Source organism: Halomonas sp. MCCC 1A11062, from assembly GCF_021404355.1.
GTDB lineage: Bacteria > Pseudomonadota > Gammaproteobacteria > Pseudomonadales > Halomonadaceae > Halomonas > Halomonas aerodenitrificans.
In genome coordinates this window covers 1-12,196 of the sequence record NZ_JABFTW010000013.1, presented here as the reverse complement: position 1 = coordinate 12,196, position 12,196 = coordinate 1, and the positions used below count along the sequence as shown (strand labels likewise).

General features: G+C 57.6%; 12 protein-coding genes and 2 pseudogenes. 2 read left to right on the top strand and 12 right to left on the bottom strand.

Going from position 1 to position 12,196, the window contains the following annotated elements; translation table 11 throughout:
* Window positions 1-29: 29 nt before the first annotated feature.
* The 7 genes and pseudogenes from HOP58_RS14495 to HOP58_RS14470 all read right to left on the bottom strand — a co-directional run bounded on the left by HOP58_RS14495 (window position 30) and on the right by HOP58_RS14470 (window position 4,878).
* Entirely contained in the window at window positions 30-362 is a 333-nt protein-coding gene (locus HOP58_RS14495; protein WP_234260707.1) for a DUF2442 domain-containing protein, read from the bottom strand.
* Window positions 274-501 (bottom strand): annotated as a pseudogene (locus HOP58_RS23055) (DUF4160 domain-containing protein). The gene HOP58_RS14495 and the pseudogene HOP58_RS23055 overlap by 89 nt, the downstream one beginning before the upstream one ends.
* Window positions 502-573: 72 nt before the next feature.
* A complete protein-coding gene (locus tag HOP58_RS14490) occupies window positions 574-897 on the bottom strand; it encodes a DUF433 domain-containing protein (protein WP_234260706.1) in 324 nt (107 codons plus the stop codon).
* 29 nt (window positions 898-926) lie between these two features.
* Complete coding sequence (locus HOP58_RS14485) at window positions 927-1,934, bottom strand: NAD-dependent epimerase (protein WP_234260705.1); 1,008 nt, start codon at window positions 1,932-1,934, stop codon at window positions 927-929.
* Window positions 1,931-3,352, bottom strand: coding sequence for a Fic family protein (locus HOP58_RS14480; protein ID WP_234260704.1), 1,422 nt, complete (start codon window positions 3,350-3,352; stop codon window positions 1,931-1,933). The genes HOP58_RS14485 and HOP58_RS14480 overlap by 4 nt, the downstream gene beginning before the upstream one ends.
* A gap of 730 nt (window positions 3,353-4,082) precedes the next feature.
* Window positions 4,083-4,568: a hypothetical protein gene (locus HOP58_RS14475; RefSeq protein ID WP_086508903.1), complete on the bottom strand. Its 486-nt coding sequence runs from the start codon at window positions 4,566-4,568 to the stop codon at window positions 4,083-4,085.
* Between the two features lie 13 nt (window positions 4,569-4,581).
* Window positions 4,582-4,878 carry a hypothetical protein gene (locus HOP58_RS14470; RefSeq protein WP_234260703.1) on the bottom strand — a complete coding sequence of 99 codons (297 nt, stop codon included), beginning with the start codon at window positions 4,876-4,878 and terminating at the stop codon, window positions 4,582-4,584.
* Between the two features lie 360 nt (window positions 4,879-5,238).
* Here HOP58_RS14470 and HOP58_RS14465 point away from each other — a divergent pair, with 360 nt between their 5' ends.
* On the top strand, window positions 5,239-6,063 hold the full coding sequence (locus HOP58_RS14465; RefSeq protein ID WP_234260702.1) for an AraC family transcriptional regulator: 825 nt from the start codon (window positions 5,239-5,241) through the stop codon (window positions 6,061-6,063).
* Between the two features lie 102 nt (window positions 6,064-6,165).
* Here the strand turns inward: HOP58_RS14465 and HOP58_RS14460 are convergent, their stop codons facing one another.
* On the bottom strand, window positions 6,166-6,546 hold the full coding sequence (locus HOP58_RS14460; protein WP_191224570.1) for a histone-like nucleoid-structuring protein, MvaT/MvaU family: 381 nt from the start codon (window positions 6,544-6,546) through the stop codon (window positions 6,166-6,168).
* 304 nt (window positions 6,547-6,850) lie between these two features.
* Here HOP58_RS14460 and HOP58_RS14455 point away from each other — a divergent pair, with 304 nt between their 5' ends.
* Window positions 6,851-7,555 carry a Crp/Fnr family transcriptional regulator gene (locus HOP58_RS14455; RefSeq protein ID WP_234260701.1) on the top strand — a complete coding sequence of 235 codons (705 nt, stop codon included), beginning with the start codon at window positions 6,851-6,853 and terminating at the stop codon, window positions 7,553-7,555.
* Between the two features lie 21 nt (window positions 7,556-7,576).
* Here the strand turns inward: HOP58_RS14455 and HOP58_RS14450 are convergent, their stop codons facing one another.
* From HOP58_RS14450 to HOP58_RS14435, 4 genes and pseudogenes are all read right to left on the bottom strand, one after another.
* Window positions 7,577-8,128 carry an anti-virulence regulator CigR family protein gene (locus tag HOP58_RS14450; protein ID WP_234260700.1) on the bottom strand — a complete coding sequence of 184 codons (552 nt, stop codon included), beginning with the start codon at window positions 8,126-8,128 and terminating at the stop codon, window positions 7,577-7,579.
* Between the two features lie 71 nt (window positions 8,129-8,199).
* A complete protein-coding gene (locus HOP58_RS14445) occupies window positions 8,200-9,978 on the bottom strand; it encodes a collagen-binding domain-containing protein (RefSeq protein ID WP_234260699.1) in 1,779 nt (592 codons plus the stop codon).
* 114 nt (window positions 9,979-10,092) lie between these two features.
* The gene (locus HOP58_RS14440) at window positions 10,093-11,535 is read right to left on the bottom strand and encodes an O-antigen ligase family protein (RefSeq protein ID WP_234260698.1); all 1,443 of its coding nucleotides are present in this window, start codon (window positions 11,533-11,535) and stop codon (window positions 10,093-10,095) included.
* A gap of 287 nt (window positions 11,536-11,822) precedes the next feature.
* Window positions 11,823-11,963 (bottom strand): annotated as a pseudogene (locus HOP58_RS14435) (prepilin-type N-terminal cleavage/methylation domain-containing protein); the annotation flags it as partial.
* Between the last annotated feature and the right edge of the window lie 233 nt (window positions 11,964-12,196).

The window sequence follows — 12,196 nt, the reverse complement described above, 5'->3', positions numbered from 1 at the left end:
CCTCCACCGTGGTGTCCAAAGTGCTGCGGTTATTCTATGAATCCAGGATATCGTGGCTCGTGAAGACGAGCAGGCGCTAACTCCAGCCCATTGGGCCAGCAGAGGGCTCCTGCATCGATAAAGCAGCGTCTGGCATACTTTTCATCTCTTAAAGGCTCGAGTAAAGGCCCATGATGATTATTCAGGTATTCCGCCAAATCGAATACCCCTTGAGTGCCATCCGAGAACTCAAGTTCGAATTGAAAATTTTTCAGATAATTGACATAAAGCAGCTTAATCATAATCGGCTCCTCTAATTCGCTCCAAGGGCTCGAATTGCTGCGCTCTTTCCCAGTTTTCGAGTAGCTCATGCTGATGCTCAAGGCACCATTCCCGAACGATGTTAGCCGCCTTTCTTGGTAGTTTTCCAGCTTTCACTTCTCAGGAGCTGATATCGACCAATGCCTCGAACCCTTGATATTCGACATGCACGTGAGGCGGCGGGTGGTCGTCATGCCACATGCGTACCACTATGCCAAAAAAGATGGATAGAACTGGCATATCACTGTTCCTGGTGCATTGTTCGCCTATCGCTCAGCTCAACCAGCCATCGCGCTGGCTCCATTCATCACGAAGGTGATCTTGAACTTTCAGAGCGTTCCCAGCAAAGCTAGAGGATTTTTCCAGGCCACCCTGCAGATCCAGTACCGAAGGCTCGATGCAACGCGCTGCAAACTGAAGCACGGCATAGATATCATCCTGCTCGAGGTCGGGCATTTCTTCCAGGATCTGCTCAGTCGTCAACCCCTGAGCCAGAAGATCAAGCACATCCACGACCCTGATGCGCATGCCACGGATGCAAGGGCGACCGCCGCACTGTTCGAGATTGATCGTAATTCTTGATTGCAGGTTACGCATGGCGACCCTCCTCAGAGCTACTTGACTATTTAGACATTATAGAACCCGCGATACCACGCCACGAAGCGCTTCACGCCCTCTTCCACTTGCATCTTGGGCCGGTAGCCGGTGGCCTTGAGCAGCGCTTCGGTGTCGGCCCAGGTGCGCGGTACGTCGCCGGGCTGCATGGGCAGGTATTCGCAGATGGCTTCACGCCCGGTGGCGTTTTCCAGCGCGCGGATGAAGCTCATCAGCGAGACCGGGGCGCCGTAGCCGATGTTGTAGAGCGCGTAAGGAGCGGTACTCTGGTCGGGCCGGGCGGTGGCGGCGGCGCGGTCGGGGTTGGGCTGGGGTATCACGTCGGCGATACGCACGATGCCCTCTACGATATCGTCGATATAGGTGAAGTCCCGCGACATGTCGCCGTGGTTGTACACCTGGATCGGCTTGCCCTCGAACATCGCCTTGACGAACTTGAAGATGGCCATGTCGGGCCGGCCCCAGGGGCCGTAGACGGTGAAGAAGCGCAGCCCCGTCATCGGTACGCCGTAGAGATGGGCGTAGGTGTGACTCATCAGCTCGTTGGCCTTCTTGGTGGCCGCGTAGAGGCTGACGGGATGATCCACACTGTCGCTGGTGGCGAACGGCGTCTTGGCATTCATGCCGTACACCGAGCTCGAGGAGGCGTACACCAGGTGCCCCACCTTGTGCTGGCGGCAGCCCTCCAGCACGTTGAGGTGGCCGATGAGGTTGGAGTCGGCGTACACGTGGGGGTTTTCCAGCGAGTAGCGCACCCCGGCCTGGGCGGCCAGGTGGATCACCCGGTCGAATTCGTTCTCGCGAAACAGCGCGGCCATCTTTTCCCGATCGCCGAGATCGAGATGAATGAAGCGAACGTCGTGGCAATCGGCCAGGTCGTGCAGGCGCGCCTGCTTGAGCGAGACATCGTAGTAGGTGTTGAGATTGTCGATACCGACGATCTCATGGCCCTGCCCGCTCAGGCGTTTGGCCACGGCGTGGCCGATGAAGCCGGCAATGCCGGTAATCAGCAGTTTCACTCGCTTCCCTTAGCTAACTTGAATGCGCACTCTTCGTGCAAAAGGCGCTGGGCTTCGCTTTCGATGAAATCGAGCGCAGCTTCCGGCACTTGATAGCGATATTGCTTACGGCGGTTGTTCGACAGCTGCCCGTGGTGGCTCAGACACTGCATGATCAGCTTGGCGAGGTCACTCCCGCGAATGTCGTAGCGTGCGTTGACGGCTTGGTAGATCTTGTCGAAACGCTCGAGGTAGCGCGTTTCTTCTCGCAGATCGTTCTCCAACGCGGCTTTGGCCATGCGCAGCAGGAACTCGACTGCGGGGGTCGCGTTCCAGTAGCGGTAAATCACCTCGCTACCGGTGAAGCTGAACTCATGATGCTCCGCATCGATCCACTCGACCCGCCAGCGCTCACGCGCGGGGCGGGAAAACGCCTCCAGCGCTGCCAGGTATTCGGCTTCATGCCGTTTCATGGCCACCGAAACCGGCAAGAGCAGCCCCTTCCTCAGTACCCCCGCCTGGCATAGCTGCTGATGCACCAGGAAGCGAGAGATGCGCCCGTTGCCATCCATGAAGGGATGAATCAGCACGAAGCCGAATGACGTGACGGCTGCCGCGACAAGAGGCGGCACGGCTGGACCGCTGCCATTGGCAAACTCCAGCAGCTCGTGCATGAGCTCATGGCAGAGAGGAGGTGGCGGCGGCAAATAGCTGACCCCTAGCGCCCCACGGGCCCCGTTGTGCAGGTAGTTCTGTTCGTCGCGAAAACCGAAGGCTTTGTCGAATGGGTTGTCTATCGTGGCGTTTTGCAGCTCGACTAAATAGGCTTCGCTGAGCTCACGCGGCTCATGGGCTTGTTGGAGCAACTGTACGAAACGCTGTTGTTTGTCTGCAGAGGGGGTTTCGCGCTCGATGGCAAACGATGACTGGGTTTCGCTGAGATAGGCCCACTGCACCGCTCGATCCAGCGTTTCCGTCGGCAGAGATTCGATGAACTCTGCTGCCTGCGCCAGGATATCCTCCCGCAACAGGTTCTCGATCTGCGCCGAACGCCGCACTGTGGCACACCACGCAAGCGAGCCCAGTCCATTGAAGTCGACACGCCAGCGTGAATCGCGCCGGACCGGCCCGGTCACATAGGCGCGTGGGTCGAACAGCGGCACGGCTTTACCGCGCACCTCCGGCTGATAATCGAGCTGCGAGCCGGTAAATGCTTCGAAGAGAAAGCCCAGCTTGCGCAGGTAAGCACCATTTGGGGCCTTACGTAGCGCGGCTATCAATTCTGTGGGGTCGAGCCTCGGCAGCACCTCGGCCAGAATGGCCAGCTCAACCCCCTCATGCTTGAGCGCGAACAGCAGGTGCTCCAGGAGGCTGTCCTGCTCCGGGGCTCGATTGGCCGGGACGGCCAGGCCGCCTTCTATCTGGGCTAAGCGCGTCACTGGCCGAACGTATGCAGGCCGCTCGGGGGGAAAAGCACTCAAACCATGGGCTTGACGAATGTGTTCGTAGCCTACTGCCCTCATACGAGCTGTCTCATGCGAGCCGTTTCATGCTCTGTCTCATTCGGGCTGGGCTCATTCGCTCTGCCTTGCTTGGTCTGGTTCGAGCGCCCGACCGAATGCTTGCTTTCACTTCCGCCTGCTGCGGTCATTTTTTTGTCAGCTGAACAACAAAATTTTCACTTACTGGCATTTTGCCCATTTTTTCTTAACCGAACCTGGCCGAGCATAGAACCTGAATGGTAACTCCCTCTTCGCCAGCCACCGCCCAGGCACGCTACCGCCCGGGGATTGTTCCGGGCGGTTCCCTGGCCCTGGTCACGTAGCGATATCATGTGCCGGGACGGGGCGTGCGCAATCGCGTATGAAAGAGCCACAGGCGCTCCAAGCCCTGGGCAGTGCTTTCTCGGTCCCTAGTCGAGCTGGGGCTCGACACTTCAGGCAGCGCTACGAATCGCCTGCTAACGATTCGTACGGCACTCCCCTTCTCCCTGCCGGGTATCGTTATTGGAATAGCCGAATTCTACGGCACTTGCGCGTGATGCTCTACCGCTACTTGCGCGCAAATTATCTTGACAACTCAAGCAGTTGTTCAATTAGTTCTGGATCATGAGGTCGCTGCCAGTCTTTCGTGTTACAAACCCATGCCATACAGCTGACCGACGCTGGATCAACGGCAGCGCCACACTGCCAACCGATGCAGCAGCGCAAGCAGGATCAAACCGGCGGAAAGCCAACCGAGGCCGAGCAGCAAGGTACTGAATCCGCTTGGCAGGGTATGGGGCGGACGATAGCTCATGCCGTGTTCGGCCAGGCGTGCCACGAGGTAGGTGAGCGCAGCGACGAGCGCCAGCGCGGTACTGGAGCGCCATTCGGCCAGATGCCGGGTGATACGCCAGGGCTCGCCGACAGGCTTGGCCTTGGCGGTTGCCCCAGCCTTGGCAGCGGCTTTTGCGCTGGCCCTGGGTTTGGGTTTGGGTTTGGCGGTTTTGGCGGCCCGGCTACCGCGCCCTGCCGAGCGCCGGGACCTGGCACTCCCCTTGCCGACGCCAAGCGAGAGGCCGGAAGCCACCCAGCGCAGCAGGCGGGAAAGCGCCCACCCCAGCGTGAACAGGACGGATAACGCCAGGCTACCCATCACCAGGAAGTAGGTCATAGAAGGCTGCAGATCAGGCAATGCGCCCAAGGGTCTGCAAGGTGCGCAGCAGGACTGTCACGCTTTCCCTGGGCTGTGCGTATTCGTTCATCAGCGATTTGAGCCGCTGCTCGAAGACTTGCTGCCGCTGCTGCTGCTCTTCCGCTTCCAGCTCTGCCAGGCTACGCACCGGCGGCCCCGTGGGGATATCGAGCTTCGGATTGGGCTTCTCCAGCTCACGCAGCGCCTCGGCGAAGGCGTCGTCCAGTTCTCGAAACTTGCGCAGTTTTTCGCGCTCATCCATGGAACGGTTGGGTTTTTGGTTTCTCATGTGTATCCGTTTTTACTCAAGCACCTGGGCCTTTCCCCCGCGGCACCTGCTGTCGAAGAGCCCCAGTATACCGTCAAACCGCTGTGTAGCGAAGAAACGACGTTACGCTACGCTGAAAACAGAGGCTGTATGACGTGAAGGAGCTGCGTATCATTCCCAGTACGTATTATGCACAAACAGTCAAACTCGCTAACCAAACTTGCCTTTGCCCGTCCCCTCAGCGCATAAAGAGGTGCATAAAAGCCATAAGAAAAGCGGGCGTTATGCCTGCCGGGCTCTGCCCAGGCGCCAGTGAGGGCACCAGTGTTTTGGCAGACGCAGCAAACGAAACGTTGCTGCCGAATCGAGCAAGGGACAGTTATGTTTAACGAGATGATGCGGGCGGAGATCTGGCTGCAAGACCATTTGGATAGCCAGCAGGGAATAGAAGACCTCGCCAGCCGACTCGGTTATTCGACCTCACAGGTCCGGCGCAGGTTCAAGCAGTGCTTCGGGCTGTCCCCAAGTGCATACCGAGACAGTTTACGCCTGGAGAAGGCAGCGCGTTTACTGACCTTGACCCCCCTTTCGATACGAACCATTGCCAGCCAGTGCGGCTACCAGAACCATTCCGCGTTCAGCCGTGCTTTCCAACGATACCACAAACAGACACCTCGCCAATACCGCCAGGCGTTACGTTTGAGGCTTCACCACAACCCTTATTGCAAGGGAGGGGGCCGTAAACCACCAACGTTTGAAATACGTCATTCCGACATGCGCCATGCCCTGGTGACCCGGCTCTATCGTCAGCCGCACAGCCCCGCTCTGGGCATGCTGAAGACATGGCGGCAACACGCCAAGGGCACGGAAAGCCTATCCGAGCGCCTGAAACGCGGCCGTATCATTGCCTTGATGTATAACACGCCATTGCCCAGCGAAACGGATCGAATCGACGTCGGGCCGGTTGTCAGCCAGAGCGAAGCGCAGGGCATCCCCATTCCACCCTCGTTCCGCCTGCTGAAGGTGCCTTCTCAGTATCAGGCCTGCGTTACGGTCGAATTGCTGGATGAGATACCAGACGTGGTGCAGTACCTGATTTGCGAAGGATTGCCCGCAGAGCGCTATCACGCTACGGGAGAGGCGCTTCAGGTGGAGTGGACGCAGGAAGAGATCGTGATGCGGCTACCGGTCCAAAAGAATCGATGAGCCTTACGCTTGTCCTATAACCGCTACATCCGAGCAACTAAACCTTGAGCAAGGACAAGCAAATCGAACGAAGCCGGGCCAATGGCCCGGCTTCGTACGCAATCAAGATTCGACGCGAACCAGCCAGCCTTCCACGGTGTCGGAACCGTGCTCGTCTTTCCAGGCTTTCAGCGTCTTGTGGTTACCGCCGCGGGTTTCCACCACTTCACCCGTATTGGGGTTCTTGTAGATCTTCAGCTTGCGCTTGCGACGGGCGCCACCACCGGCAGCAGCCGACTTGGCCGGTGCCGATTTGCCACCCTGCGGCTCCAGCAGGTTGATGACATCGGTGGAGCTCTTGCTGAACTCGCGCATCAGCGCTTCGAGCTTGTCCTTGAACTCGAGCTCGGCCTTCAGGCGCTCGTCGTTTTGCAGCCGCTCCATTTCAGCCTGAAGCTGCTTGAGCTGCTGCTCTTTCTGCATGAATTCGCTAAGAAGGGACATTGGCAATCCTGTAATTCATTTGGGAGTTTTGCGGGATGCGGCTTATAAATACAACAACCCGGCCGAAATGACAACACTCAATCTTATTTTCATCGACTTTATCGGCAACGTCAAATAGATGTGTCAAACGAAATTCGGAAAACCGCAACTGCTGCGGCACGAGGAAGAAGCCGCCGCCTGCTTTGTATGATGATTTCCAAGTGCCGCCCTACCATCGGCATCTTCTAATTTACCGCCTTGTTGCCGCTCGGTCGTTTGCTACACTGGGGGGATGGAGACATTGGTCAAGCATACTAAGGATGGCATGTATTTGTTTCATAACCTCAAGTCACGCTTGGATTTGTGCGACGAGGACAAGCGCGTTTTCGATAGCTACACGGGCCCCGTGCGGGAAGTGAAGAAGGGCAGCCATTTGGCCCGTGAAGGTGAGGTACTGGAGTGCCTGCATCTGATCGAGAAGGGCTGGGCCTGCCGCTACACGATGCTGCGCAACGGTAGGGAGCCGATTACTTCGCTGCTGCTGCCGGGCGATATCAGCGACAACGGCCAGGGTCTGTACAACCGGCTCGACTATTCCATCAAGGCGATCACGCCGTTGCGCTTTACCACCATCGACTCGGAAAGCGCCGAGCGGCTGTTCGAGCGGCCACGCATCCTGCGCCTGTTCAAGGCCTCGGGCCATATCAGCCACAGCGTGGCCATGAACTGGATCGTCAACATCTCGGCACGCAATGCCGAAGGGCGAATCGCCAATTTGCTATGCGAATGCTTCGCCCGCTCTCACGCGGCCGGCATGACCTACCAGGGGCGTTATTTCTTCCCCCTCACCCAAACGGAAATCTCGGAAGTGGTAGGCCTTTCCAGCGTTCACGTAAGCCGCTCGCTGAACAAGATCAAGCGCAAGGGGCTAATCGAAAGCTGCGACCACAGGCAGATCCGCATCAACAACTGGCGCGGCCTGGCCGCGCTGGGAGATTTCAGAGCGGATAACCTCGCGCTTCCCGCTTAGAAGTTCGCTACTTCTACGGCCTCAATAGAAAATATCGCGCAGTATCTCGTAAATGATGGCGTTGGCGGCATCCACCAGGATGACGTCGGGGCCGACGCGGTGCCATTCGTAGCCGTCGTAGCGTGGCAGGTCGCGCAGAATGCGATCGTCCAGCTGCCTGGCGATGCCCGGCGGCAGCGGCTTGCCCTGCTCCAGGTTCATGCGGATGCCAGGCGGCAGGCTTTCCCGGCTGCGGTCGATCTCGATCCAGTCACGTCGCTCGAGCAGCAACCGGCGGATCTCGCGCTCATCGATGCGCGGGCCGTAGTCGACATTCCGCCCTGTGCGAGCCTCGCCCTGCCACCCTTCCCCGCCTCGAGACGCCCGCTCGCCGGGCTGGGCTCTGCCCTGCCCCTGAGCCCGCCCCTGTTGCCCCGGCGCCGCTTCCTGAGCCTGCCCCCGGCCCTGGCCCTGCCCTTGATGCTGGCCCTGGCCCTGACCACGGTTATCGGCAGGCTGGGCATGGGCAAAGGTCGCACCGGCCAGCAGCAGTGCCGCAGCACCGTGGAGTACCGCTCGTTGGGAAATACGCATGGGCCGCTCCTTACCGCTGTGTTTCTTTCAGCCTAGGTAAGGAATGCGCAGGGAGTGTGGAACACGAAGCGCTAGCCGACCCAAATTCCCTGTAGCCGAGGCAACACTAGACCACCGCCACCGCCAATACCGCCCTCGGTATCCCCAAACGCTTCATCGTAGTGAAAACCTCCCGCCCCTCTGACTTCGACGGTACGACCCATGACTTCTCCGAAAAATTGGCCACTGCCACCTATATCCACATGGGAATGAGGTGCTATGACCTGGCCGTAAAAATTCGATGCCCCGCCGATGAATACCCCGGCACGGTTGTGAGATGAGTCGTCGAAAACGGAGATGACTGAGAGTATGGGGCTAACGCTACCGTCATTGGCAACTCGAGTGGGCTTGCCATCGCCAACTTGAATGCCGCTTGCCAGCCGGAATTCACCGGCCGTGACGATGGTGAGGCTACTTCCTTCCGCAATGCGAAACGTGCCGCCACCGCCTATATCGATATCTCCCGTAACGACCATGACCATGTCGACGGGATTGCCAACGCTACCGATGCGGAAGTTGACGCTTCCCCCTAACCGGAGAGAATCGAAACGCACTATGGATTTGCCTTGGTACTGTATGGGCGTGCCTACATTGGGTACGGCATTGTTGGGGTCATACAAACCCGTCGCATCGAGAACGATGTTACGTGAGCCGCCCTGCATGTTCAGCGCACCGGAAGAAGTACCGACTTGCGCCAGGTATTGGGAGTACCGGGCCGTTTGCACGGGGATTTCACAATCGGCTGCCGTGGGAACGGAGAATACCGGCGTGAGACCTTGCGGCCCGCCACTGCCGGCATTGAGCTCGCCACCGACCTGGTCGGCTGGGTTACGCACGGAGTTGACGGCGGATGCCAGCGCATTGCCACCAATCCACGAACTCCAGTTTCCCAGCGTTAGCGTGCCGCCAGCCTGAACATCGCCGTGGACTCTTCCACTACTGGTGATGGCTACATCACCCAACCCGACCACATCGCCGTAGACATTGGCACCGCCACCGCTGATGGTCACCGTATCGTTACCTCTGATACTTCCGTGCACGGCAGCCGAGCCCGTGGCAGTGAACTTGCCGCTGGCAGCTACGTCACCGTAGATGGGCGATGCACCGGTCGCCCTGATTTCCGCCCCTTCGGTTTGGGTTCCCACCACGACGTTGCTGCGCTGGGCGTTGCTGCCACCATAGGCCCCTTCACGCGAGTCGTAGCTGTCGATGATGCCGCTGCCCGTAACCTGCACCCCATCGCAACTCAACAAACCACGCGAACCTGGTGGCGGCAGTTCCGGCAGGGCCACGAGCCCCACCGCAGTGCGCATGGCTTCATCGCCAGTGGCACCAAAATAGCCTTCACTCTCGATTCTCACCCCGAGCTGGCCACCCAGCAGCACATCGTCTTCAGGCAGCGCGGGCGCAAGCCGCCAGCGGTGGCGTCCGTTATCCGAGATATTGCCCTGTGGCGACCAGGAGCCCGTGAGCGCGCCCTGCAAGGCTTCTGTCGATTGTTCACTTCGAGCTTGAGCTGCCGCACTACGCAGCGCAGCAACGAAGCCGTTCCCCTGGTCGGCATAAACGGGCGGTATAGGCGTTTCAGCGTTATTGATCGCCTCGATGGCGGTGCGAAGCTCGTCATTGAAAGCATAGAGCCCCGCTTCGGCTTCGTTTTGCGCCATCACTGAAGCACGATAATTCCCGGCCAGCCTCTCGTTGACCAGGCTGCCGCTCATGGCGGAAATGCCGAGCATAAGCGCCATGCTCAGCAAGGACAGCACCACCACCAGCGCCGCGCCCTGCTGCTTGTGTCGTGTATCTGGCATTAGCCCTCCAGACGAGCTGGAACCATTCAGATACACAATTTTACATTAAGAGCAAGACGAGGTCACGCTTAAGCATTAGGAGAACTTAGCATCACGATGAGGCCAGCCTCTGCTCTATCGCCACGTCCAGAACAGCCAGTGGTCCGGTGCGACCATTTGCATGCACTCCAAGCGACCCTGAGCCCAGAAGCGAGGATATAGGTAAGCGCGCCCGATTTCCTGCATGCAAATCAGGCGAGAATCCAAGGAAAGCCAGTAGAGTTCCATGCCGGCATGGAGCAAATAGGCCATCATCAACATCATGCCCGCCCAAAGAAGAGTCGCCTGAATCGGCACGGGCCCAACGGGACGCTCTGGTAGCGGTTGCCGTGAATCGCGATAGCCGAAGACCAACCCTATGGCGAGAGCCATGACCAGTGAACTCAAGGGGAAGATATGAGCACCGGCAAACTGCACGTTCACGATGACACCAACGAAGGCCATGACCAGGCAGGCGTAAACCGGCTGGTCTTGATCGGGAATGACTCGGGAGCGCCGATAAATCTTCCAGCAGCCATACAGTATCAGCGCGAGCAGCATGAGCGCTATTGGTAGCCCCCACTCCGCCGCGGTATTAAAGATAATGTTATGGGCGTGGGCGTAGCTCAGCCTTCCATCTCCCGCGAATTGCATCGGGCCGATACCGAACGGGAAGTTTTCCAGACTGTACTCTATGGCGGTACGCCATAGATCAAAGCGATTACTGTCACTGGTAATATCACGATGAAATATAACCTCCTTTCCCTCGACTGTTTTACGCAGAGGATTGACGAACCACCAGCCCGCCAACCCAGCGAGGGAAGAGCCAAACAAGGTCGTGACAGGCCAGTAGGCAGACTGCCTGAACAATGCCAAGGCAATCACCATGGCCAGGGCGAGTGAGAGAATGCCCGCCCGCCCCTCACTCAGGAACAGCAGATACCACCAGAACGAAAGCGGCAGGAAGCAGAGCACGGCAGCGATCACGGAAGGTCTGGGCCGGCTGACGATATAGAGCAGCGCCAACGGCATCAAGCCGACGGCCACGTCGGAGAAGTGCCGAATATTATCAAAGCTGTATGCAATAAATCTTCGATGCAAAAAATCCTTCTGAAATAGCAACGAGTCAAACGACAAGAAAGAATAAAAAAACAAGAAAAATAGTACTACCCCACCAAGAAACCACCAACTAAACTCAACCCACCTCTTGGCCGCCGCTAAAACTAAAGAGACCACCACCACCAGAACGATGAAAAAAATCAGCTCCAACAAGGACAACGGTACAAAAGGCGACTGAGTTACCACCAACGACAGCCACGCCAGCACCAATAGCGTCACATAAAATTCACAAGATTTGACCTGAAACAAAAAAACCTTACAGCGTAAGAAAAAACCTACCGAAAAAACAGAACAAAACAAAACCACAGAGAAAATAAAAAACTGCAGCAGTCGCTGCACATCAAAAAAACCACCCAAGCCAGAAAATAAAAGCCCTCCCCCCACCACTAAAAAGGGGAAGGCAATACCTACCAAGGACATGCCCAAACCTTATATATAAATCAAAAAAAGGCCGACAACACGCCGACCTTTGAATTCTTATTAGTGAATTAACTTCCAGTTATTCCAATATTAACACTGCCTGTCGCGTTGGCTGTACCTGTACCTGAATCATAAGTAACAGCGGCGTCTGCTGGAGTAACATCAGTCAAACCGCAATCCCCCGCATAGTTAGCACCAAAAACGTCAGTCAGGCTTGTAGCAGTGCCCCCCGTCGCTCTTTCGGCGGCTACACCAGATGCATAAGACCTTGCTTCAGCCAAACAAGCAGAGTCCTGAGCCCTGTTGGTATAGTTCTGATACTGCGGAATCGCTATCGCCGCCAGTATCCCGATGATGGCCACCACGATCAGCAGTTCGATCAGGGTGAAACCGCTCTGGCCTCGCTTGGCCGTTGTTCTCTGTCGCATCAGTTCTTTCATGCTCATCGCCGTCGTCCCCTGCTCTCTGGTACCCGTACGGCCGTCTTGCCGGCCGCTTGGGCGGTTACACCTGCGGCATTACGCCGCCTGCTCTCGCGGAACGAGCTATGGTGATTTCTGGTGTATGGGAGGAGGTAGGAAGGGTGGCGTATCCTGTTGATTGATCACGACCAAGATCTCAATCAACATGAGTGGATACGCCATGACCGATTCTACCCTCC